This is a genomic window from Candidatus Zixiibacteriota bacterium (genome assembly GCA_040753875.1).
GTDB lineage: Bacteria > Zixibacteria > MSB-5A5 > GN15 > FEB-12 > DATKJY01.
In genome coordinates this window covers 84,121-107,913 of sequence record JBFMDV010000023.1, presented here as the reverse complement: position 1 = coordinate 107,913, position 23,793 = coordinate 84,121, and the positions used below count along the sequence as shown (strand labels likewise).

Genomic DNA, 23,793 nt, shown 5'->3' with positions numbered 1-23,793 from the left:
ATCGACAGTCTCCCACTAAAAAACGATTTTTGCCTTCGCTATGTCGACCAGGGGGACACTAAACGTGCCGCCGAGGTCATCCCTGAACTCCACCTGGTCATCGGCTGCTGCGACGATCTGGGCCGTCACATGCTTCCGCTTCGGGTCGGCAAACAGCACCCGAACCGTCTCGCCGATGCGGTACTTGAAATCTCTGGCTGATTGCAGCGGTCGATCCAGACCCGGGGAGGACACTTCAAGAGTATAACCTTTCCCGAACAGCTCGGTTCCATCGATAACGTCCCCGATCGCACGCGACAGACGGGTGCATTGCTCGAGTGTCGGACCCTGCGCCGAATAGACAAAAACGCGCAACGTTACACTGGTACGGTAACGAGACAACGCAATATCCGCCAGTTCGCACCCTTCCGCTTCGAGCGGCGCCTGAATCAACTGTATGACCCTGTCCTTATCCTGGTCAGCCATGTTTGCACCAATAGTCCAATACGAGAAAGTGGGCAAATGCCCACTTCCCGAACCTGCTAATGTAGGGATTAACTCGTTATCAAGCAACCAAATTGTTGCCTACGGAAGCTCTGCGGCCAATTTTTTGACTGCGGCCACCACCTCGCCAATCGAGACCAACTCAACGGCCGCCGAGCGGCGTGCTTTGATCTCTACTTTCCCATCTTTCAACGACTTATCACCGATCGTAAGTCTGATCGGCAGGCCGATCAGGTCGGCGTCATTGAACTTCACCCCTGCCCGTTCGTCTCGGTCATCCATAAGGGCATCAATCCCCGCTGCCGCCAGGTCGGCGTAGACCTTCTCCGACGCCTGACGGATGTGCTCCTTTTCGACATTAAGCGGAATGATTTCGACAAGATACGGAGCCAGATGCTTCGGCCAGATTATCCCTTTTTCATCGTTATACCGCTCTATGGCCGCCTGCGGCGTCCGTGTGATACCGATACCATAGGAGCCCATAATCATCGGATGCTCTTTCCCCTCTGCGTCCAGAAACGTCGCATTGAGCGGGATTGAGTACTTAGTGCCCAGCATGAACGTGTTCCCCACTTCAATCCCCTTCTTTGCTGTCAGCCGACCGTCACACTTCGGGCAACCGTCACCACCCTGTGCCTGGCTCAGGTCCACCATGCGGGTCGCTTTGAAATCCCGATCCAGATTGACATTGATGATGTGCTTTTCGTTCTGATTAGCACCAACTACAAAATTAACAAGTCCGGCGACCAACGGGTCTACTAAGATTGGCACTTCTTTCAGCCCGACCGGTCCCGCGAAACCGACCGGCGCTTTGGTATACTGTTGAACCTGATCGGCGTTAGCCATCACCAGTTCGTTGCAACTAAGTGCGTTCTTGAGTTTCACTTCATTCAGTTCGCGGTCCCCGCGCACCAGCGCCGCGACCGGTTGGCCGTCGGCCATATAGATAAGTGTCTTCACCAGACGAGTTGCATCGACTTTCAAAAACGATGTGACCTCTTCAATAGTCGCAGCACCTGGTGTATCCACTACCTGCATTGGCTTTTTCACCGGTTCCGCCGGTATCTTTGCCAGGTCCTTGAATGGTGCCTTCTCGCGATTCGCCGCATAATCGCACTTGTCGCAAAACAAGATCACCTCTTCGCCTGCTGTTGTGTCAACAAGCATCATGAATTCATGGGCCGCTTTTCCTCCCATTGCGCCCGTGTCCGACTCCACCTTGACGACATCAATTCCAGCCCGCCTGAAGATATTAAAATAGGCCTGCACCATCTTCTCATACGCCACCATGAACGATTGCTCATCGGCATCGAATGTATATGCATCTTTCATGATGAACTCCCGCCCGCGCATGAGGCCGAACCGGGGCCGGATCTCGTCCCGGAATTTCACCTGAATCTGATACAGATTGAGCGGCAACTGCCGATAGCTTTTCACCTCGCCCGCCAACAAGCTGGTCACCGTCTCTTCGTGTGTCCCACACAGAATCATCTCGTGCTGGTGACGGTCTTTCATCCGCATCTGTTCCTTGCCGACCGTACTGTAGCGTCCAGTCTGCTGCCAGACCTCCGCTGGGCAGAGAACCGACATGGTGATCTCCAGCGCTCCCGCCTTGTTCATCTCGTCACGGACAATATTGGCAAACTTCTCGATCACCCGTTGCATGAGCGGCAGATAGAGGTAGACTCCGGCCGCAAGCTTCCGGATATACCCGCCCCTCAGCAGTAATTGGTGGGAGATAAGTTCGGCTTCGGATTGATTCTCTCGTAGTGTCGGGATATATGTCTGCGACCAGCGCATGGTGTGAGTCCTTATCTGTTATGCAGTTAGCACGACTTTTTGAGTCGAGCGTGTGGCCGGTTATTCATTGCAGGGAAGAAAACGCGACCTGCCGTGGAAATCAAACGAAAACTGTCAGGCGTTCACTTCTCCAGATAGGAGAGGTTGACCCGCGCTTCGCGGAGCAGGTGAGGGTTCGACTGTGGTGTCGGGCGTCCCCGCCCGACACCCGTCAATCAATTTCGCTATAGTTTCGCTGCTGATTCCTGCACGGAGCTATATTTAGTAGAAACTGGTTGTCTCTGCAGCCGTCCCGCCATGGAGGGAACGGTCATCTGGCAACCACTGCCGAAACCCTTCTCGGGTGTCTCCGAACTGGTCGGAGTGCCCCGCCGCAGTCCGTCGCTCGTCGATCGACTCCCGCGGGCGCCACTCGTCCGGCTTGTCCGCTCACCAAAGCGAACGAGCCCGCCAGGCACACCCGGGTGACTCGCGCCACTCAACACGACTGGTGAATCGGTTCGGACCGATCTTGGCATCGACCGTAAGGGATGCCCGTCGCGAGAACGACGTTAAACACTTCTCATTTGACCGCCGGCTGCAGAGACAAGAAAATTAGCCGACGCACGAAAGGACGTGAGTCATTCCCAGTTGTGTCAGGTCCTGCCATCTGCCGACAGGCAGATGGTGTGACCTGACACTTCAGAATGCCACAAAAAGTGGTTGCCCGTCATGCGAGGATTGCTTACATAGAGGCCTGAAGAAAAACGTCCATGCATTGGGCCTAACGCCTGAGCCGGACGAGTCCGCCTGCCCCCGTGGTGTAATGGATAACGCACCAGCCTCCGGAGCTGGGAATACAGGTTCGATTCCTGTCGGGGGTATTTACTTCAGAAGCCGTTTACCTACCCTCTCATGTTGCCGATAACATCTATATATGCGTCGACCTCTGGTACTGCTCACTGCCCTCACGACCTGGATCGGTCTTTTGCTGACGGCTGTCTTTCTTCCCCGCGTCCATCAGGGAAACGCCGGCGAATCGTCGGTCGCCAGCCACCTCAATATCGATTGCTCCCGGTGCCACGCGGTCGTCGCTTCTGTTGGCGACGGCAATGCTGCCATGCCCGACTTCGACACTCAATGCCGATCATGTCATACCAACCTGGTCCGGATTGACCAGTCCAACTCGCTTTCGTTCCATCAGAACAGCAGCCGACCTTGCCGCGAGTGCCACTCTTTCCACGAACCGATGGGCATCACCGTCGGCGATCGCCAGTTCCTGATGAGATTTGAACAGCGAAACCGTTTGAGTCAATGCCGTGCGTGCCACGGCCTCGATCAGCAGCTTGCATCCCTTTCCGAGGGACACCAGGCGGCGGCGAGATTATATCACACAGATTACCGAATCGTAGGCGCGCTCACCCCGTCACAGACCTGTCTTGTGTGCCATTCAGAGCAGTCGATCTCAACACCCGAGCTTTCAGCGGCCATGTCCAAAGCGCCTCGGTTCTCCGAGCACGGCAGCCACCCGGTGGGCGTTCGGGTCGTCCCAAGCGGCGGACGCGATGGCAGACGACTGTTGAAACAGCTCGATCCCCGCGTTCAGTTGTTTGACAACCGCATGGAGTGCCAAACCTGTCATTCGTTGAGTTCACCGCTTCCGCACCATTTGGCCGGATTCAAAGATAAGGACGATCTTTGCCGAGCCTGCCATTACTTCGAATAGCGAATCTGCACAAATTCGTACATATTTCACCCGATTGAATCGACCATCGCGCTCTCCATTGAATATTTTGGGCATGCCGTAAGATATTGCGGTGACAAGTATTGCCGTACCGATGCACATCCAGTAGATTGTCAGTCGTGCGAATGTCAGCGACTTCAAAGAGCGATAATAAGGTCCAAATACTGCTTGACAACCGGACCGAATTTGTTATCTTTTTCACAAGTTTGACTTAACCTGAATAACGACATGATGTTCAGAGGATACATGAAACGGATTTCCTTCACCGGCTTGATGGCGGGGATCGCAATATTGATCTCCGCCTCCTTTATATCTGCCCAGCATCCCAGCACCGGCAGTCCCCAGATGCCTATGGATGCCGCTCACACTCCCATGGTCGACACGACGCCTAAACCAATCGCCGAGATTCCCAAACTGGACTCTGCTGCCGGTTGGTTTATAATCGAGACCCGCCACCGTATCTTCGCCAACTTCCTGCAGACTGATTCGGTGTACTTCGGCCAGTCGTTCGTGCTCGGTGAAGAAGAGAAAGACACGGCTTACGTGTATGCTTTCAATCCGGATTTCAGCATCTCCGACAGTGGTCGGGTAATTCAGGTGTCCGATTCGCTCATCAACCCGGCCGTGCATGTACGCGTTGTCTCCAACGGCCGCACTCAGCAGGAAAGCTGGGCGTTCAATATCGGCGGCTCACCGCATTTCCGAAGGAATGCCTACTTTGCTTTCCGCATAGTCGAGTACCGCGTTCCCGACAAGTACATCAAAGTCCCGGCAGCAAAGTAAGGACCTCGCATGAAATCCGACCGGACGTTACGGATAGACGCAGTCGTGCGGGCAGGTCTGCTCATTCTGTTGCTGGCGGTCCCGTCCGCAGAAGCCGCCAAAAAGTGCTACGATTGCCATAAGAAACAGCAGGCAGAGTTCAGTTCCAAAAAGAGCATCCATCAGCCCGTCAAAGAGCAGAATTGCGAAACCTGTCACAAGCGCCACGGTTTTGCCAACAAGCTGATTCTCACTGACGAGACCTCCAATCTCTGTTATTCCTGTCATCAGGATGCGAAGGAGAAGTTTTCTACAGGCCAGATTCACTTTCCTGTGGAAAAAGGAGCGTGCTGGGATTGCCATGATCCGCACGCATCCGACAAACACGCGCTTCTGCGTACCGGTCCGGAGGGGGCCGATGATCCCAATGCCTGCCTGGTGTGCCATAAGGATGACCTGACAGGCGCTTTGAATGGAACCGTGCCGCATCAGCCTTTTGCAAAGCTCGATTGTATAGCCTGTCACAACGCGCACAACAGCGACCACCCTGCCCTTCTTACATCCTCCCCGAATCAACTGTGCGCGGCCTGCCACAAGGCCTCCGAGAAGAACATTCAGACGGCACATGCCGGCAAGCATACCGAAAACCTTGCCTGTATCGACTGTCACTCTGGCCATTCCACCAGCACCAAAGGACTGATGTCCGAAACCAGTCATGCGCCGTTTGCATCCGGCGATTGCGAGTCGTGCCACTCCCTGCCGGACACGACAGGTAAAGTTGCGTTCGCCGAAGGTGTCACGCCGGGAAATCTTTGTGCTAACTGCCATTCTGACCAAGCTGAGGGGAGCAAAAAGGCGTTTCCCCACGCCGCGGTCGAGCCGGACAACTGCAACAATTGTCATTCGCCGCATTCCTCGCGCTATCCGCATCTGCTCAAACAGGAAGAATCGAAACTGTGCGCCGAATGTCATGGTGAGATCATCAAGGGGGACGGACGCACGCCGCATATGCCGGTTGTCAGCGGTCAGTGCGGCGCCTGCCACGAGGTTCACGGCTCGGATCACAAGGCGTTGGTCAAAAAGGCTGATGCCTCACTCTGCCTGGACTGTCACAAAGAATTCGCGACGGCCAAAGACGCCGCGAAATCCGTTCATGCCGGCGCCGATGACTGCCTGCAGTGCCACCATCCGCATCAGGGACAAACTGCAAACATCCTGCGCAAACCGTCCGACCAGCTTTGTGCCGATTGCCACGAACCGGACCAGGCGATGGCCGGATTGCCATCGCAGCATCCCCCCTATGTCAATAAGGATTGCGGTGCCTGTCACTCGCCTCACTACAGCAATTTGGACCACCTGGTGCGAAAGGAAGGCCCGCAGCTCTGTTTCCAATGCCATTCGGAGATTGTCAGCCGCACCAACATGAAAGTGCCGCACCCGCCGGCTACAGAAAACTGCCTGTCATGCCACGTGCCGCACTATTCGAAGGAGATCAACCTCCTCTTGAGCCACGAAAAAGACCTTTGTCTAAGCTGCCACGATAGTTCCGCTATTAGCCTCGACAAGGCCTTTGTTCACACGCCGGTCGTCGAGGGGGATTGCGCCGGGTGCCACAATCCGCACGGTGCCATGAAGGAGAAGCTGATCACCGGCCGAGCTCAAAAAGTCATAGTCAACGGGATCCCCTTGAGCCGAACACCAACCATTACGGCTCAGATGTCGTCCCTGTGCTATACTTGTCATGAGTCGCTGGAAGAGAAGTTCCGCCACCAGGGTGTGCACAAACCGGTCGCACTGGGCCAGTGTGATGCGTGTCATTCATCCCACGGTTCGGACCATGCGGCATTCATCAAAGATGCGCCGGCGGCACTGTGCGGCAGCTGCCATACAATTGACTCCACTCTGACCGCAAAACACAGCGGGTACGATCTATCATCGGCCAACTGTCTGGACTGCCACAATCCCCATATTTCAGAGAAGCCCAAACTTGTTCGTGCCAATAACCATCCGCCGTTTGACGAAAAGTCTTGCGAGTCCTGTCATTCGGTGGGTCCGGAGGGTAAAGTGCAATTGGCCGGCGCAGTCTCCGAGATCTGCGCCTCATGCCACGATTTGACTAAGGAAAGCGGGCAGGCGCATCAGCACCCCCCATTCGAAGCCGGAGAGTGTACATCGTGCCATTCGGCTCACAGTTCCGATTATCCGAAGTATTTGCGGGCCGATGCCAATACTCTCTGTGTCACGTGCCACTCGGATATGAAACTTCTCGCCAAGCTGCCGATCCAGCATAAGCCGTTTGGCGAGGGGAAGTGCATGGATTGTCATCTGCCGCACGCCTCGAACTATCCGAAACTGGTTAACAAACCGGCTGAGAGTTTTTGCCTCAGCTGTCACACGGATCTCAAGAACCAGATGAAAGAGGGGCTGGTGCATACGCCGGCTCGGACCGGCCAGTGTGTGGCCTGCCATCTCCCCCACGCCGGCAAAGAACCGGGCTTGCTTACGAAGAACAAACAACTGCTTTGCGCCGGCTGTCACGACCTGAACACTGCAGCCATGTCCACAGCTCATCAAGGCTTCCCGCTCGCGGATGCCGATTGCCAGAACTGCCATGCCTCGCATGTCGGGCGCAAAGGGAACAAGGCGCTGCTGTTGCCCGTCATGCATGAACCGTTCGAGGGCGCCAACTGCGCCAAATGCCATCAGACAGGCGGCAAACGGGAACTGGTCGCTGCTTCTTCGCGCGAGCTCTGTTTCACCTGCCATGAAGCGGTCAAGTCCGACCTGCAAAAGGCAGTCGTGCATGCGCCGCTCAAGGATGCTGACGGCTGCGTAAAATGCCACGGCCCGCATGTGGGATTCGGCAAGGCGTTGCAAAAAAAGGAAGGGTCTGAGACCTGTCTGACTTGTCACAACACACCGGAATTCACAAGTTCGAATAAGCACCAGCCGGCTTTTGAAGACTGCCAGACGTGCCATCAACCGCATGCGGGCGAGTCCAGGAATCTGCTCACCAACACCAACATCATGGATCTGTGTATGACGTGCCATGAAGACGCCCCGAAGAAGCATTACCATCCCATGGGCGACAAAGCCACCGATCCACGTACGAAGCAGCCGGTTAATTGCATCGGCTGCCATACGCCGCACTCGTCCGAATTCAAGCCGCTGCTGATCGCCGACAAGAACCGCAAACTGTGCATTCTCTGCCACGGACTCATGGATGAGTAGGAGCGACAGATTGTGAACCCGGTTACCGGCATACCCAATCGCGTGGCAGCGGTATTCCTCTTGGGGGTATTGTCCCTGACGGCTTCTTCGGTCCGCGCTCAGACTCTCGAGCTGGAGGTCAAATCGGTCGATGATCATATACTGCTCTCAAAACCGGTGAGCATTAGTCTCTCTCCCAGCGGCGGTGCCTTTGCTGTTGCGGACCAACACGGCAATCGATTATTCGTATTCGATACACAGGGTCATGTAATCTGGACTATTGGCGAGAATCTGACACTTGAACGCCCCACCGCGGTGTGTCTGACCAATGACACCGAGTTACTTTTCAGCCTCAAAGACAAATTGCAGATCCTGAAAGCATCTTCGCGCGACCTCTTGAGTATCGATACTGTAGCGGACCTGTCCGCCTACCAGGATAAACTCGGCGCCATTGATCAGTTGTTGACCACGTCGCGCGGAGATCACGTTGTTCTCGATGCCGCCAAGGACCAGATCGTCATGTTCGACAGCGACTGGAAACGCATGCGTCTGCTTCTTGCGCACGGCCAGGGGCGGGGCCGAGTCTGGTCCCCTACCGGACTTGCCCTCGATCCGTCCGGGCATGTCATGATAAGTGATAGCCGGAATTTTCCGATGCAGGCTGTGTCCAGTGATGGCTCCGTATTATTCAGTGCAGGCTGGAGTCGACCCGGTGGCGAGCGGAGTTGGGAAGCCTCGTGCGTGGGCATCGACCGCCAAAGCATCATTTGGGCAGCCGACTGGCGCGAATCGCAATGGCGCCTCTTTGATCGCACGGGTAATGAGATCGAGAAACGCCCATTTACAGGTGGTCTGCTTCACCCGGTGGGGGTTGCCTTTACCGCCAATGACCGTATGATCGTTGTAGAGGAACGAGGAACCTTGTTGCTATACAGTCTGCCATGATCACGATGACCCGCACTATCGGGCTGATGGCCACGCTCGTCCTTTGGCTGGCGGTTTCCGCAACTGCCGGCCAGTGGCACATCGCCGGTTCACTCCCTTGCAACGACTGCCATGTTGGGCACGGGACCGAAGGTGGTCAGGAAATTCCCGGTGGCCCGTTCTCTGCCCTCCTCAAGAAAAACACGGTGAATGAGTTATGTCTGTCGTGTCATGATGGCACCGACCCGACCGCCCCCGATGTTCTGTCACCGACCCCGATGTATTCGTCCAGCCCCGCCAAAGAAAGCAGCGCGGGTTTCTTTCTTTCGGTACTGACGATGAATGCGGGTGGTCACGATCTCGGCCTGCCCGCGGCTACACCCCTGCAAGCAGCCGGGGTAACGATGGAACTGCAGTGTTCCAATTGCCACGCGGTCCACGGCAATGCCAATTATCGCAATCTGCTGGAGGACCCTGCGGGTGCTGGAAGCGCGCTGGAAGTTCTCCTTGGCCGCGACGTCTTTACCGCAAGGGATCCCGATAATCCACCCACGGCAAGCGGTTCAGCGGGAGCCTACGACCGAAGCAACGTTGCCTACGCGGCCAACTACTCCGCCTGGTGCGCATCGTGCCACGATCTGGTGCGCTTCAACACCCAGTCGGCTCCGCCGGCTCATTTCAACGGCCATCCCAGTGATATTGCGATCAACCAGGCGCTGCCGGACAGTCATACCGATGCGACCCACTGGCGCATGGGGACGGGTGCCGGATTTGTTGACGGTGGTGATGCTGCGGGCATACCCAGGCTGCCGTTCGTGAATTCACAGGGAACGGATTTTACCACCGCTGCCACGCCTCTCGAATCGAACCATGTCTTCTGCCTCAGTTGCCATAAGGCTCACGGTGGTCCAAATACCAACGCCATGCACTGGCCGTATGTCGAAGGCGGCAGCAGCTTTATCAGCGGATGTCAGCAATGTCACAACAAATGACAGACCGGTTTGCGATCATGAGTGCATTTGGAAATTACCTACAGCGTTGGTGGCCGGCCGGACTCCTGACCGTTGCCGTTTCGGCGGCGTTGGCAGGCGCCGGGGATTACTATCTGTCACCGCATGGATCGCAGACCACGGGTGTGCTCAGAGTCAATGACTATCCGCGCGGAAGTTGCGCTCAGTGTCATTCCTCGCACGATGACGGCAATGCGCAACCGTATGGACTGTTCAGAGAAAATTCGAACGAACTATGCTTCAGCGCATCGCTCGGAGGCTGCCACGCCGACCGGCCTGCCGGTGCTTCGAGCGGCTATCCGGCACAGGAATCCGATCGTATGCCGGTCGGTTCCGCCGATCCGGGATATTTCGAATACAATGCCGGAGGTGTGCGGACGCCGGGACTCAACAATCTCGTCAGGTGGCCCGGGCGCAGTATCTGGGAGGATGCGCTTAGCTCGACGCACTATGCCGATCCGGACATGCCGATCAAAGATGTCTACGGTCGCGGCGCATGTGACAACTGCCATGATGTTCACGGCGGCTCCTCCTTGCACGACATGCTTGACTCCACACACCTCGGTATAGTCGGTTCTCAACTCGGCACTGCCGCCGACAATTTCACGCTTTGCCTCTCGTGTCACAACGTCAATGGTCCCACGGGAATGGATGACGCCTCGCGCAACATCGCCTATTACTACGATCGCTCCGTCAATCCCGGCATGTCGAGCGGCCACGGTGTCACGACCGGAGGCGGATATGTGCCGTCCGGCGCCCGACTCCCCTGCTACGACTGCCATAACCCACACGGAAGTATCGGCAATGCCGGAGCCGGCCCAAACGGCTTCCTGTTGAGCGATGAACGGTCCGGCTGGGCCGGTCTTACCGCGATCCGTACTGATTCGGTTCAGGCTCGTCGATTCTGCTTCGGTTGCCACCGGTCTTCCGATATGCAATTTGGCGGAGCAGTCGAGGGGTTGACTCTGGCGCCGCTGCCGTCGACGGTCGGCGCTCATCAGTCTTCCTCCACGACTCACTGCTATAGCTGCCATGGCAGCGACTATACGACCCCCACGAGCAACAACGTGCACAACCCGAGCCCCGGCGGTGACTGTATCAGTTGCCACTCCACCACGCGTGCAGGGAGACGTCCGGTCGTACCGGAGTTCGGACTCGCAAGCCATCATGGTATACGCATTGGCCAGAACGGGACAATCACCAATCGCGACTGCATCGTATGCCATGCCGAGGGATCTCCGGCCAACGGTTCCCCGGATCAGACCTATCACGCCAACGGCCAGGTGGACCTGCGAAATCCGGACACGGGTTTCCCTCTGCCGGGATTCCTTTCCTTCACACGTGAGTTGTCCTCGTCCTTCTTGGAGCCGTGGGTGACCGATGTTCAGAACCAGTTCTGCCTGAAATGTCACGATGCCGATGGTGCCGTCTCTCCTCTGGCTCAGGTGCCGGGAGGCAGTGCGTTGGCGCCGTTTTCGGATCCTCAGGCTACGGTCATCAATGTCGCTGCGCAATTCGCAGCCGGTAACACCACTTCCCATCCTGTCGTGGTTCGCGGCGTGAATCCGTACACCATTCCAAGCTCGGCCAACAATTTCACGCCGCTGATGCTTCCGCCATTCAACCAGACCACCCACGACCTGATCAGTTGCTTCGACTGTCATGAAACGAGCGGTCACGGGAGCGTTAACAGCGGGATGCTCCTGGAAGAGACCTATTTCCGCGAAGTCACGCCGAATCCGAACTTCGCGACCTCGCAACGGAATTTCTGCGGGCGCTGTCACGACATCAATGTGTACACGAATAACGCGCAGAATTCCCGGTTCCCAGAACACACTGAAGGTCCTCACAACTCCCCGTCAGGTTCGGGTCAGAACACGATGGCCTGTCGCGGTTGTCATGCTGGGATATATGACACTGACCAGCTACCCGCGTGTGACAACAACTCGGGGATCGGCCGGATCCACGGTTACAGCTTTACCTATCCGTCCTGTGCAGCCACGCCGGGCACTCAGCCACCGCGATTCCTTACGGGCGGCTATCTGAAAGGATGGCGGGTGAAGAACGCCAGTAACAACACCTGCTTTGCCAACTGCCACCACCCGAACGGCGAGGATTACTAATGTTCCGGTCTGGTATTCTGGTGGCTTTGCTATGCGTGGTTGGAACATCGGCGCTCGGCGATCGCTTGTATGGAAACCTGAGTTTCTCCTACCAGCGCCTCCGGGAGACATCGCCCGATAGCCTGGGGTTCAAGACTCGAACAGATGATCTGACGCAGGAATCGGCGATCCTCAATTACGAGGATGCCCTGTTTACCAAGAATCAGCTCAGGCTCGGCATGAACCTGAACCGGCGAGAATACTCCTTTTCCAGTTATCACGAGTTTCGCCCCATCTTCTATCTGGACCTGCGGAGCTTTGGTTATACCATCTCTTCCAGTTACTCACCGTATCGACGCCTGGTGACTGATGCTGCCGGTACGAGGCTGTTCTATCAGCACTTCCGGGATTGGAGAAGCTCCTTATCTACGAGCTACACCAACTGGCCATCCTTCGGGATGACCTATACGTCGAACCGAAACTGGTATGAGGGGTACATTTACACGCGCGACGCACGGTCCAGCAATCTGGTCATGCAAAGCAGCTATCTGTACCACGGACTCTCCTATCAAGCCAGCTTCAACTCGTTGAAAGCTTCCTTCCTGCAAGGAGGCGGTACCGATAACCACACGCGGACCCTCAGCTCGACAGTCGGTTACAGCAAGTCGGCGGTCCGTTTAGGGACCATAAATACTTCGTATAGTCTCTATACCACACGGCGGTACGACAACGACCTCCTCAGCATCAAATCCCGCACGCATGCCGTCAGCGCCATGTACTCGTCGCCCACGCTGCTCAAGTTCAACGGCAACGCCAGTTACTCCGGGCGGTTCTTTCGCACCGAGCAGGTTGTGATATCACGAGATTATCGAAACGAGATCTTCGCAGGTCAGCTGAGTGTCGCGCCGACCGGCTATCTTTCGTTTGACCTGACCAAGGGATATCAACTCGGTACTGAGAGCGGACGCAATCAGATCACGGAGTATGTCGCGTTTTCGTCCCATATGACGAGGTATCTCCGCAACGGAGTGGACACCCGGTTCTCGGTAACCCGAACCGTCTTCCAGCAGTCCGACCGCGTTCTCCAGCTGGCCGATGATTCCACCACTTCCCGCGGACAGTACTCACTCGACACCTACTACGGTTCCCTGGTTATGGGACCGTACAATTACATGAAGACGTATCTTGATGCTTCCCTGACGCACAACAGCGATCCGGTCGATCCGAACCAGCGCTACCAAATGACGGGAGGCATCGACACCCGCATGAACCTGTCGCGAGCCACCGAGGCACGCTTCGCCTATAGCGCCTTGTATCAGGGGAGCCGGTTGCGGCTCGGCCACAGCTACTCCCAGAGTTACAATGCCGGGGTCACGTACATACCGGAGAGCAACATCAACGTCAATATCACCTACATTTACTCGACGTATAATGCCGCGATCCGTACCAAAACCGGCTCGCTGACGGGATATGTGAGTTACGCGTTTCGGCATGCGTTCAGCATGTACGTATCCGTGAACCGGCAGGAACAGATCCGTGAAGAACTGGTCGGCGTCCCAACCGTCCTTCAGAGATCGACGCTCCGCCCTCAGAGCGTCAACGCGCAGATGATTATGTACCTGAGTCGCCGCACGACCTTGTCGATCTCGTACTTGTATACGAAGTCGCCGAGCCTTACCGTCGGCGCGACGACCAACAGGTCGCTGCAAACCATACTGAATATTCAAGTGTAGTTTTCTGGGATATATGGAATGAAACGATCACCTGTTTGTCTGATGCTGTTGGCGCTGGCCGTACCGCTCGTCGGTTGCGCCGGATCCCGTACGTATGTCAACGAAGAGGCCGATTTCGGTTTCTACACCAATGTCGGTGTGGTACCGTTCTCGAACCTGTCCGCCGACCGCAGTGCCTCTGACAAAGTCACCGCCGGATGGGTCACCGAGCTGCTAATCAGTGGCAAAGTTCAGGTGGCCACGATGGGGGATTTCGTGCGCGCCATACGGCAGATCGTGAAAGAGGACCGCACCAATTGGCTCGACGGACTCACCGCCGAAGAGGTAAAATCGATCGGCGAAGTGACCAAGGTGCAGGGACTGTTCGTCGGAGCCGTCAAGGACTTTAGCATGGTCCGTTCGGGCCAGGAAGAGTTTCCGCTTGTCTCGGTCACCATCCGCTTCATCGATTGTCAGTCCGGACAAGTGGTGTGGAGCGAAGACATCACGCGGAAAGGCGGGCCCAAATTCCCCATCTTCTCGTTCGGCGAGACTCACACGCTCGGCGAGATGACGGCCAAGGTGTGCCGAGAAGCGGCCGCATCATTTGCCGCCACTCTGAAGTAAACGAGGTCGCTCATGACAAGACACACGGTATTTTTCGCCACTGCGGCCCTGGCCGGGCTGCTGACGTTCGGTTGCTCCTCTTCGCTAACAGCGCGCAGGATCGTTCAACCGGCCAAGCCGGTTCACCCGCGCATAGCCATCCTGCCGTTTGAGAATCTCAGCGGCAAGGAAAAAGCTGGGGTCAAGGTGACCGATTATTTTCATTCGTTGATGACCGCCAACCCGCGCTACGAAACTGTCCCCTATGGTCAGTCCTTCGACGTGCTGCGAAAACTCCGGGTTCGCTCCGCTGCCTTGATCACCAACGAGCAGATTGACAGCGTCGCATCTCTGCTCAACCTGGATTACCTGCTCACCGGGTCGGTGCTCGAATATGATGAATTCGAAAACACCTATCTCGGCCGGACACCTCAGGTCTCGTTTAATACCCGCCTCATAGAATGCAGCACCGGGAAGACCATTTGGGTGGGTGTCGCGAATGGCAGCGGGGACAAAGGCGAGGTTGTATTCGGTCTCGGGGCGGTCCGTTCTGCCGACAATCTGGCCCGGTCGATGGTCTCCGATGCTGTCGTCAAGTTCTCAGCCGCGTTCGCCAAACAGTAAATATGTCTGCGTTGAAATCTCTTGCGATTGTCGTCCTGCTGTATGCGCTTCCTGCCGGCTTGTCGGCACAGGATTTCCGCGACCGTGTCTCCGTCACGGCCATTGCCCTTGACGACGGCAGCGGGGCTTCCCTTCGCGGCGCCGGCTCCGCGTATTTCGACCGCCAGGCACGGGAGTTGTTCGTCTGTGATGGTGGTCACAACCAGGTGATCATTTACGATGAGAATCTCATCCCAAAGTTCGCGTTTCGACATTTCGTCCCGTCCCGGGATTCGGACCGCCTTGTGCCCGGCGAACCTAAGGCGGTCGTCACGAACAGCCGGGGCGAGATAATCCTCCTCGACAATCTGGCCCAGTTCATCGATGTACTGGATTTCCGTGGTGAGCCGCTCCAGCGCGTGTTCCCGAACCAGCTCATCGGCGACACCACCCTTCGGCTCACCTGTGACGCCCTGGCCGTCGACGATAGGGACAACCTCTATGTGGTGGTCGGTGGTGACCTCCAGACAATCCTTGTTCTGGATCAGGACTTCCTGTTGAAACGAAAGATCGGTCGGAAAGGCCCCGGTGAATCAGACTTCACGACCCTGCTGGCTATAGCCGAGTTCCAGGGTAGGCTTTACCTGACCGACCTTCTGGCCAAGCCGGCCATCAAAGTGTTCGATACATCAGGCGCGTATCTGAGCGGATTTGGAGCCCACGAGGTTGAAAAGACCGATTTTTCTCTCCCCGGGGGAATCACGGTAACTGTCGATAGTTCCGGAACTCCGCTGCTGTGGTTCTGCGACGCGCTGCGCCAGATCGTGAAAGTGATTGATGCCAAGGGGAACTTCATTTCGGAAGTCGGGGGATTCGGATACAATCTCGGCGAATACCGGTACCCATCGGGGATAGCGTCCGACGGCCGGAATATCGTCTTCGTGGTCGAGAAAGTGGGCGCGCGGGTGCAGAAATTCGAATACCGGTAGCGCCGGTACTTTATTGGAACACAACCCCTTAATTCCCTACCGAATAGTAGACTAAAAATAGATAAAATAATCAAAGATTATTCTTGACAACTTTCGTCTTTTGGGTATTTTTCGACCATAGTTATGGGGTATAGTTGCTGCGGCGACACCCCAGGAAAAACGCAGGAATAGGCCAATAGAGTATGACGGCTTGTGAAGAATATCACAATATGGCCCGTTGCAAAGAACGGCGTTCATTGACCTCTTTGGCCCTTTCGGTAGCCAATTTCTACACTCGATTCATTTATCCAATCCAGCCAATTCTTAAGGTCAGAAATACTCATCTGCTTCGCGGCGAAAGGAGGATCACCGGAAACATCACACATCTTGATGTGACTACTTGTCAACGCAACTTGCCATTTTTTGAGGTATCAAAAAGGTAACACGTATGAAAAAGCTATTCGCAATCGGAATTGCCCTCGTGGCCCTCGCCGGACTGGCTATGGCCGGTGATTACCACAAGGGAAGCACCCTGGCGTGCGAAGAGTGCCATGTGATGCACTACAGCACCAGCCACGGCTACAACGCCAATGGCGGCGGTATCACCACTCCTCTCGGAACCGCCGGTCCCTATGAGTACCTGCTGCGCAACGACATCAATGACCTGTGCCTGTCTTGTCACGACGGAAGCAGCTTTGCTCCCGACGTCCTGACGGCCAACGGCGGTGTTGTTCCGACCTCTGGTCGTTTGGGCGGTGCTCTGAACCGCGACAACACGTCGCCGTACTTCGACGCTACTGGCCACACCCTTGGCAGCATGGCGACCGCCCCGGGCGGCACCTGGGCCAACGCCAACGGTCTCAACTGCGCCGACTGCCACACCGTGCACGGCCGTACACCGATATCGTCGGCTGTTGATCCGAAGGGCTCTTATCGCAACCTGAGTTCATATGTCCTCTACCCGGCGTCGACCGCTCCTGGCGTCAGCTATGCCGTCGGAACGAACGACCTCGCTAAGGACGTCTTCGAGCGCAGCAATGCCATGGGCGGCGATCACTACGATATAAACAACGTCGATTTCAACGAGCCGATCACCAACGGCTCTAATTATGCCGGCTTCTGCAAGCAGTGCCACACCAACTTCCATGGCACGTCGACAGATGCCAACATGAACGATGGCACCGAGTGGCTGCGTCACCCCACCGCCGATGCTGATCTATCGAGCACGAGTTTCCTGAACCGCTACGCAGGTCTAGCCTATCGTGTGAAGATGATGAGCGCTTCCGGCAACTGGGGAACGTACGGCACGCCGTGGGTCGGCGCTCCGACAGACCTGACTCCGAGCTGCTTCTCGTGCCACAAAGGGCATGGCAACCAGAATTCGTACGGCCTTATCTTCGCGGCAGGCGCTGCCGATCTCGGTGAGAACGGCGACGGCACGGCATACAAGAACCTGTGCCAGCAGTGCCATACCCGGGGTCTGTAATCGACCGACCGGTTTTGTAGTCTGAGATTTTACTCTCAAGGAAGGAGAGGCCAACCCTCTCCTTCCCTTTTCTTGAAACGACAACAATTCGGAGACTGAGGCAAGTATGGAAAAACACCTACGGCGTACTGCATTCGCATCGTTCGCCCTGGTCTGTTTTGTTCTGGGCTCCGTCACGACGCTTGCCGACGGCTTTACTGATATAAATGCCGCCCGATCTCTTTTGCACCCCGGCGGCGCCTCCGCGCGTCAACCCGCCATGACATTAGGTGCTCATGATGCCGGAGATGTCTACCACAACGGTGCCACGCTGTATTGCTCGCAGTGTCACGTCATGCACGCCAGCACTCAGCACCCGACCGACGGCGCTCTCGTGCCCGATCCGTTTGGACCGTTCCCGCAGAGCTTTACGCCTTCACCACATTTGCTTAAGGCCGCCGACCCGGTGGCGTTGTGCCTGACGTGTCACGACGGCTTCGCCGGCATTCCTGACGTGGTCGGGGCTGATGTTAATGGGTTGAGCGATCGTGCCGGCGGTTTCTTTGCTTCTGCAAACGAAGACAATCCGCGTGGCCATAAGCTCGAATATGGTCTGAGTTCAGACCCCAACGACCTTTGCTACCGGTGCCATTTCGTCGGCTCGTTTGCGACTGCGTCAGTGACGTGTATCGATTGCCACAATCCGCACGGTAACGCCAAGGCTCGAAATCTCCAATGGGCCTCTTGGCCCGGCGGTGAGCCGGATTTCGGGCTGTACACGAACGCCGGTGCTACTGGTATGCAGAAGTATGAATCGCAGAACATCGGATATGGTAATCCCGGCATCTCGACGGTGCGGGAGGTTACCAATATGTGTACCGATTGTCACCATGTGTTTTCGGGGAGCTATTACATAGATCCGAACGGAAACGGTATTCACAACCTGCACCCGACCTACGATTCGGAGCGCGGTTCGACCAATAATATCACACAGGGTGAGCCGCGTGGGACGACTGACCCGGCTCACTGGTCCGGCGGTACAGGCGCAGGCTTCCTGTCGACACCACGCCTTCGGTTCGTCAACCACTTCGCGGCTGATTATGCGTCTGCCACGGTTGTCGACCCGGATCTGAATGGTGTGTTTTGCCTGTCCTGCCATAAAGCGCATGGGAGTGACAAGGCATTTGCGTTGGCCTGGGATCCGGTAGCCGGCAAGTTCGGTGAAGGATGCGACCAGTGCCACGCCAGAGCGCTTCAATGAATTAACGCACGCTGATTACTGGTAATTGAAACGGGAGCGCCGATTTGCGACGCTCCCGTGATTCTTTGGATGATTCCCCCCCCGGTCAGATCAACCTGTGGTCTTCCCCTCAGACTTCTTCTTGCTGACCACGAGGTCCTTTCGCGAAAGATGCAACTTGTCAAAACTGGCTTGGGAGATGACATAGTACCAGTCCGCAAATCGCGCGTTAAGATCGTCGACCGTCTTCCTCGCACTCTCGACATCACGAACCCAACGATCATATGCTTCGCCAAGTGTCTTGTTCGCCTTGTCAGCCTCACTGAGCAGGCTATCCGGCTTATTTTTGTATAACTCGTCTTTGGGGCGCTTTGGCTCCGGAAGGCCGGAAACATCGAAATTCGCGGTGACAAATAGGTACCGATTGGCGGCGCCCCCTGACTGAGATTGTGCCCCGTCATCGGCGCCGGCAGAAACCGAAAGCCCGGTGCCATACAGCACTTCACCGAAACGCAGAGTGTACAGCACTCCCTGTTTCGTGCGGACTTTCAATTCTCCTTCGTTGGAGAGTAGCTGGCCGTCGCGAGACAGGTAGAACCCCTTGCTCTGCAGAGACGCCACGTCCTGCTGGGTTATCTGGTGTTGTCCGGAGGATGCCTGAAGACTCTGCGATAATCCAGCAGGTTTGGTGCGGACTCCTGCCAGCGTCAATTCATCGAGTGCAGTCAGCAATCCCTGCATCGTGACAGAGTCAACAATCTGGTCGCCGCCTGTTCGGTTGGCTTTCCAGACACCGTCCTTAAGAGTCAGCTCCAGGTTATCTCTCTGGTCGACCGACAACGTCCGCTCGTTTATGGAATAGTCTTTTAGAATGACCTGATCGATCTGACCTTTGCTGACCTTGAGTAGGTCCTTTTCCACCCAGTCTTCAAAACGCCCGGACAGGTCGACGTTGGTTTTCACCGCATAAACGCGCTTTTCTGATGGTACCCGGACAAACCGGGCGCCGGACATTCCCGCAACCGCGTTACCGACGATGAAATCCGCCAACACGTTACCATCAGTTCCTTTCACGGTCACGCGCGTACCGCGACCGGTCAATCCGGTGGCGCTCACCTCAAGCGGATCGATCACGCCGAACGCCTCATAGTCGGCGACGTTGTCTGAGCGATAGTCATCGCGCCGAAGATCGATAATGCCGGCGGCTGTTTTGGCCAGGCGATCTTTGGCATCGGCAGGATAGTTGTTGTGAGACGGGATGATCCATTTGCCTCCATCGAACGTCACCTTGAATGGGCTGGCCGAACCGGTGCCTGGGTCGTACGAGACGATTTCCAGAGTTGTGGCCGAATTTGGATCTGTGAAGCCCGGGAAAAACGGCTCACCCTGATCGGAGAATGCCTGTGGCGTGATCTGACGTGGTGCCGTAACGAACGCAAGTATCGCCAATACCAGCGCCACGCCCAGGAAAGCCAGCGTTTTCTTATTCTCGTACATGGTTTAGCTCCTCAACCTTCTGGCCGCAACAGCCCCCTCGCGTTCCCGTTTTCGTCGCTTGACGAAAATCACGATCCCCAGCCCGAACGCCGGAACCGGCGGCAGAAGCACGGCCAGACTTCGGATGCGGGTCTGAATCGTCCGGACCGACGCCTCCATGTTCTCCTTGCTCTTTTGGATCATGGCCTGCTTGTTCGCTTCGATATTCGCTTTCACTACCTCGAACCGGCGATTCTCCACCTCCTGAAGGTTCTGCACCATGATCCCCTTCGTTTGGGCATCCAGGTCGGGTCGGTTCTGTACCTCCGCCACCTTCTGATTCAATCTATTGCGGGCTTCGTCCAATGCGTTCTGAGCATCGGTTTCGGCCTGCTTCTCTTCCTGCAGACGCTTTTCGACAAACTCGCGCGTCTGGGCCTCGACCGTTTCAAGGGTTCGATATTTCACCCGCTTGCTCCGAAGAGCTATAAAGGATTTGTCTCCGAGCAGCAGGTCTATGCAGTTCAGGAAAAAGGTGACGTTATCAAAGTTGAGGGAGGCTATCCCCTGCTCGCGGATGCGGAAAAACTGCTCCGAGATGAAGTCGGCATCAGCAACGACAATTGCTTTGATGTTGCGGGCGTCGGGCGAATCGGTCGGCATACCGGTTACTTCGGCAGCAAGTATATATGAATCGTTGCCGGCCTGGCGGCGAATATTGCGATTGATCCCCATCCCGAAGAAACTGCGTTGGACTACCTGATCCCACCGAAGCATGCCTGAGACCCGGCCGGTTCGCAAAAGCGGTGTGAACCCTATTTTACTCTCCACAGCCTTGTAGAGATAGCCCGGGTACATGAACACTGCTTCCTGGAGCCCTGCAGTCGCCGGATTCTCCTGTGCGAACGGCTCAGCACTCGGATTGCCGCGCGCCATGAAAATCACTTCCGGCGGAAGCTGGATCAGGTCTGGGTGAGGGTTATAACTGTCCCAGACCAACTGCTGCGACTTCCAGTTCACACCCAGTTTGGCCATGAATCCTTCAATATCTCCCTTTGGCTTCGGCTCAGGCTGATTCTGACGCATGAACGGGTTGGTCTGTGCGCCTGACGGCAGCGCTGGTGACAAGCCGACATCGAACATCGGGAGCGGATCGTCGACTAGCAGCGTCGGGTGACCGGCGAGCACGTAGGCGGCAAGCTGGTCTAGTTCCGGCTGGGGCAGGGTCGATGGCATGACTGCCAGCAGGGCATCGACATTCTCTCCGATCGAATCAGAGGCGGAAATCTGTACGACCTCATATTGTTTTTTGAGTTCCTCCACGACCGACCAGGCCGGGTTGTTGCTCATCGACTCGAAATCAAAACCACCGAACAACTTGGCATCAGTCTGGAGCACGCCGATCCGCTTGCGCTGCGTGTTGGCCACGACCCGAATAGAACGCGTCAACTCATACTCCGGCACTAGACCCCGGTCGAAGAACGGAATCACCTCTTCTCTTGGCCCGCTGGTGAAGGCTAACCCGAGATATACTTGGGAACTGCTGGTGCGGGCGCTTTCGGAACTCATGACTTCTTTGGGCCCAATGCCAAATTTCTCGCGTGCTTCGCGCGCCCGATCGCTAAACGGCTCCGTCTCCTTGACTGCTACCTGCAATCGGGAGCCACCCAGCGCCTCGATTTCGCGCAGCGTGCTCAAAAGATTCGCACGGGTTTCGACGTAAGCTCGCGGGACCTCAGGGCTGATGTAGGCCTGGATCAACACCGGCCGATCGACAGGGATCTCCCGTATGAGTTGTTTCGTTTCGGGCGACAGCGAATGTAGCTGCTCGGCGGTGACGTCCAGACGAAGGGCCGTGCGCTGACTGAGGATGTTCAGACTGATGGCCGCGATTACCACGGCTATACCTCTTGCCAGATGGTGGAGCCAATAGCGATATCCGCCGGCCTCTTTGGGCCAATGGCGGCGGCTCAGCAGAACGACATTCAAGTAAAGGAACACGGCTGACATCGTGACAAAATATAGCAGACCGGAAAGTCCGATTATGCCTTGCGCAAAATCATTGAATGGGTCGAACAGGCCGATCGGAGCGAACCAGTGCTGGAGTGTGTCACTCAGGACCACCGAAGCCGAACTCCCAAAGATGAAGACGGAGCAAAAGACGGCGCCGAGAATGAATCCCACTGTCAGATTGCTGGTCAGCAGCGATGCCAGCATCCCCACGGCAAGCAGAGAGGCACCTAACAACCAAAAACCAAAATAATTTCCGATCGTCAGCCCAAGGTCGGGACTACCAAGCCAATACAGCACAATAACATGGCTTAGCGAAAGGACAAGTGCCGCCGTATAAATCGCCAGTGAGGCCATGTACTTCCCCGCCACGACTTCAAGGTCGGATATTGGTAGTGTCAGCAGGAGTTCATCGGTGCCCTGTTTCCGTTCCTCCGCCCAGATGTTCATGGTAAGAGCCGGGATGTAGAACAGCAGTATGAAGGGGAAATACCGGTTAAGCTGATCGAGGTTGGCAAGGTTGTCGGCGAAGAATCGCTCCTGCCAGAATGCCGCGGCAGCACTTAGCAGAATGAAGAGTGTCGTAAACACATATCCGGTGGGGCTGCTGAAATAGGCGCGCAGGTCGCGTCTCATGATGGCTTTCGTGGCCGTCCAATTGATTTTCACAGCGCCCCTCCCTCGGCCACGCGGGCCGCCACTGGCGTCGGGGCCGTCATCGTATAGAACGTTTCTTCAAGCGATCCGCTCTTAACAAGATCCTGAGGCGTGCCATCAAAAACCAGTCTTCCTTCGTGCACGAATAACACGCGCTGTGCGATTGCCGTGACTTCCTGGAGGATGTGCGTTGACATCAGAATGGTCTTGGACTTGCCAAGCTCTACGATGTTGTGCCGAAAGTCCCGGATCTGGTTGGGGTCGAGACCGGCGGTGGGCTCGTCCATAATGAGTACATCCGGGTCATGCAGCAGCGCCTGAGCCAGACCGACCCGCTGGCGATAACCACGTGAGAGCTTGCCTATGGGCTTCTCCAAAACGTCTGCTAATGCGCACTGCGACGCTACGGTCTCAATGCGATGGGCCAAATGCGCCGGCGCGAGGCCACGCACTTCGCCGAAAAAACGAAGGAGTTCAAGGGGCGTCATGGAGTCGTAGAGGGGACCGTTTTCAGGCAGGTACCCAAGGTGCCGGGCTGCCTCCAGCCGGTCCGCGATCACGTCGCACCCGGCGATGCTCGCGCTCCCTTCGCTGGGGGCCAAGTAGCCGCTCAGGATCCGCATAGTGGTAGATTTGCCTGCCCCATTCGGGCCAAGAAATGCCACAATCTGACCTCGTGGTATGGTGAATGAAATCTCTTTGATGGCCACAAAGGGGCCATAGAACTTCGACAGCCCCCGGGCTTCGATCATCGTTACCGACTCTTTCTCCATCCTCTTCCCTCGCGACAAACTTTGAGCCTGTGGTGATTCCGGTATGTCGGTTCGAGGACCATTCGAACGACAAACGGGTTGACAACATAACAGCTAATCAGGGACTCTGTCAAGAGCATGGGCCGACCCTCTGAGCGGCGAACTTTTTCATCAATGGGATTATATACTCAAGCGGGCACGAGAGTTCCAGCGTCGGGCTTTTGGTGCTGTCAAAAAAACAACCGGCGCAACCATCCTTGGATGCGCCGGTTCAAGTCGGGAAAGCTGTC

General features: G+C 56.3%; 17 protein-coding genes and 1 tRNA gene. 13 read left to right on the top strand and 5 right to left on the bottom strand.

What is annotated here, in order from left to right; genetic code table 11:
• Positions 1-15: 15 nt before the first annotated feature.
• Both AB1644_08010 and AB1644_08005 read right to left on the bottom strand, forming a co-directional pair.
• A complete protein-coding gene (locus AB1644_08010) occupies positions 16-465 on the bottom strand; it encodes a hypothetical protein (protein MEW6050987.1) in 450 nt (149 codons plus the stop codon).
• A gap of 99 nt (positions 466-564) precedes the next feature.
• Positions 565-2,283, bottom strand: coding sequence for a proline--tRNA ligase (locus tag AB1644_08005; protein MEW6050986.1), 1,719 nt, complete (start codon positions 2,281-2,283; stop codon positions 565-567).
• Between the two features lie 791 nt (positions 2,284-3,074).
• Here AB1644_08005 and AB1644_08000 point away from each other — a divergent pair.
• From AB1644_08000 to AB1644_07940, 13 genes are all read left to right on the top strand, one after another.
• Positions 3,075-3,146: transfer RNA gene (locus AB1644_08000), tRNA-Arg, on the top strand.
• Positions 3,147-3,199: 53 nt separating this feature from the next.
• Positions 3,200-3,988 (top strand): hypothetical protein, encoded by a 789-nt coding sequence (locus AB1644_07995; protein MEW6050985.1) that lies wholly within the window; start codon positions 3,200-3,202, stop codon positions 3,986-3,988.
• A gap of 264 nt (positions 3,989-4,252) precedes the next feature.
• On the top strand, positions 4,253-4,789 hold the full coding sequence (locus AB1644_07990) for a hypothetical protein (GenBank protein MEW6050984.1): 537 nt from the start codon (positions 4,253-4,255) through the stop codon (positions 4,787-4,789).
• Between the two features lie 9 nt (positions 4,790-4,798).
• The gene (locus tag AB1644_07985) at positions 4,799-7,999 is read left to right on the top strand and encodes a cytochrome c3 family protein (protein MEW6050983.1); all 3,201 of its coding nucleotides are present in this window, start codon (positions 4,799-4,801) and stop codon (positions 7,997-7,999) included.
• Between the two features lie 12 nt (positions 8,000-8,011).
• Positions 8,012-8,923, top strand: coding sequence for a hypothetical protein (locus tag AB1644_07980; protein MEW6050982.1), 912 nt, complete (start codon positions 8,012-8,014; stop codon positions 8,921-8,923).
• Positions 8,920-9,894: a cytochrome c3 family protein gene (locus AB1644_07975; GenBank protein ID MEW6050981.1), complete on the top strand. Its 975-nt coding sequence runs from the start codon at positions 8,920-8,922 to the stop codon at positions 9,892-9,894. Before AB1644_07980 ends, AB1644_07975 begins: the two co-directional genes overlap by 4 nt.
• The gene (locus AB1644_07970; protein ID MEW6050980.1) at positions 9,879-12,035 is read left to right on the top strand and encodes a hypothetical protein; all 2,157 of its coding nucleotides are present in this window, start codon (positions 9,879-9,881) and stop codon (positions 12,033-12,035) included. Before AB1644_07975 ends, AB1644_07970 begins: the two co-directional genes overlap by 16 nt.
• Positions 12,035-13,747, top strand: a complete 1,713-nt coding sequence (locus tag AB1644_07965; GenBank protein MEW6050979.1) for a hypothetical protein — start codon at positions 12,035-12,037, stop codon at positions 13,745-13,747. Before AB1644_07970 ends, AB1644_07965 begins: the two co-directional genes overlap by 1 nt.
• 18 nt (positions 13,748-13,765) lie before the next feature.
• Positions 13,766-14,353, top strand: coding sequence for a hypothetical protein (locus tag AB1644_07960; GenBank protein MEW6050978.1), 588 nt, complete (start codon positions 13,766-13,768; stop codon positions 14,351-14,353).
• Between the two features lie 12 nt (positions 14,354-14,365).
• On the top strand, positions 14,366-14,956 hold the full coding sequence (locus AB1644_07955) for a hypothetical protein (protein MEW6050977.1): 591 nt from the start codon (positions 14,366-14,368) through the stop codon (positions 14,954-14,956).
• A gap of 2 nt (positions 14,957-14,958) precedes the next feature.
• The gene (locus AB1644_07950; GenBank protein ID MEW6050976.1) at positions 14,959-15,924 is read left to right on the top strand and encodes an NHL repeat-containing protein; all 966 of its coding nucleotides are present in this window, start codon (positions 14,959-14,961) and stop codon (positions 15,922-15,924) included.
• A gap of 427 nt (positions 15,925-16,351) precedes the next feature.
• Positions 16,352-17,389, top strand: coding sequence for a hypothetical protein (locus tag AB1644_07945; protein MEW6050975.1), 1,038 nt, complete (start codon positions 16,352-16,354; stop codon positions 17,387-17,389).
• 106 nt (positions 17,390-17,495) lie between these two features.
• Positions 17,496-18,629 (top strand): cytochrome c3 family protein, encoded by a 1,134-nt coding sequence (locus AB1644_07940; GenBank protein ID MEW6050974.1) that lies wholly within the window; start codon positions 17,496-17,498, stop codon positions 18,627-18,629.
• A 90-nt stretch (positions 18,630-18,719) separates the two neighbouring features.
• Here AB1644_07940 and AB1644_07935 read toward each other — a convergent pair whose 3' ends face one another.
• Genes AB1644_07935 through AB1644_07925 form a run of 3 tightly spaced genes read right to left on the bottom strand, consistent with a single transcriptional unit; the run spans position 18,720 to position 23,503 of the window.
• Positions 18,720-20,105 carry a DUF4340 domain-containing protein gene (locus tag AB1644_07935; GenBank protein ID MEW6050973.1) on the bottom strand — a complete coding sequence of 462 codons (1,386 nt, stop codon included), beginning with the start codon at positions 20,103-20,105 and terminating at the stop codon, positions 18,720-18,722.
• Between the two features lie 3 nt (positions 20,106-20,108).
• Entirely contained in the window at positions 20,109-22,763 is a 2,655-nt protein-coding gene (locus AB1644_07930) for a Gldg family protein (protein ID MEW6050972.1), read from the bottom strand.
• The gene (locus AB1644_07925) at positions 22,760-23,503 is read right to left on the bottom strand and encodes an ABC transporter ATP-binding protein (protein MEW6050971.1); all 744 of its coding nucleotides are present in this window, start codon (positions 23,501-23,503) and stop codon (positions 22,760-22,762) included. Before AB1644_07925 ends, AB1644_07930 begins: the two co-directional genes overlap by 4 nt.
• Between the last annotated feature and the right edge of the window lie 290 nt (positions 23,504-23,793).

What these genes read in the sequence shown, in the direction of transcription:
- AB1644_08010 (MEW6050987.1), bottom strand. Translation starts at nt 465, where the DNA reads ATGGCTGACCAGGATAAGGACAGGGTCATACAGTTGATTCAGGCGCCG.
- AB1644_08005 (MEW6050986.1), bottom strand. Translation starts at nt 2,283, where the DNA reads ATGCGCTGGTCGCAGACATATATCCCGACACTACGAGAGAATCAATCC.
- AB1644_07995 (MEW6050985.1), top strand. Translation starts at nt 3,200, where the DNA reads ATGCGTCGACCTCTGGTACTGCTCACTGCCCTCACGACCTGGATCGGT.
- AB1644_07990 (MEW6050984.1), top strand. Translation starts at nt 4,253, where the DNA reads ATGAAACGGATTTCCTTCACCGGCTTGATGGCGGGGATCGCAATATTG.
- AB1644_07985 (MEW6050983.1), top strand. Translation starts at nt 4,799, where the DNA reads ATGAAATCCGACCGGACGTTACGGATAGACGCAGTCGTGCGGGCAGGT.
- AB1644_07975 (MEW6050981.1), top strand. Translation starts at nt 8,920, where the DNA reads ATGATCACGATGACCCGCACTATCGGGCTGATGGCCACGCTCGTCCTT.
- AB1644_07970 (MEW6050980.1), top strand. Translation starts at nt 9,879, where the DNA reads ATGTCACAACAAATGACAGACCGGTTTGCGATCATGAGTGCATTTGGA.
- AB1644_07965 (MEW6050979.1), top strand. Translation starts at nt 12,035, where the DNA reads ATGTTCCGGTCTGGTATTCTGGTGGCTTTGCTATGCGTGGTTGGAACA.
- AB1644_07960 (MEW6050978.1), top strand. Translation starts at nt 13,766, where the DNA reads ATGAAACGATCACCTGTTTGTCTGATGCTGTTGGCGCTGGCCGTACCG.
- AB1644_07955 (MEW6050977.1), top strand. Translation starts at nt 14,366, where the DNA reads ATGACAAGACACACGGTATTTTTCGCCACTGCGGCCCTGGCCGGGCTG.
- AB1644_07950 (MEW6050976.1), top strand. Translation starts at nt 14,959, where the DNA reads ATGTCTGCGTTGAAATCTCTTGCGATTGTCGTCCTGCTGTATGCGCTT.
- AB1644_07945 (MEW6050975.1), top strand. Translation starts at nt 16,352, where the DNA reads ATGAAAAAGCTATTCGCAATCGGAATTGCCCTCGTGGCCCTCGCCGGA.
- AB1644_07940 (MEW6050974.1), top strand. Translation starts at nt 17,496, where the DNA reads ATGGAAAAACACCTACGGCGTACTGCATTCGCATCGTTCGCCCTGGTC.
- AB1644_07935 (MEW6050973.1), bottom strand. Translation starts at nt 20,105, where the DNA reads ATGTACGAGAATAAGAAAACGCTGGCTTTCCTGGGCGTGGCGCTGGTA.
- AB1644_07925 (MEW6050971.1), bottom strand. Translation starts at nt 23,503, where the DNA reads ATGATCGAAGCCCGGGGGCTGTCGAAGTTCTATGGCCCCTTTGTGGCC.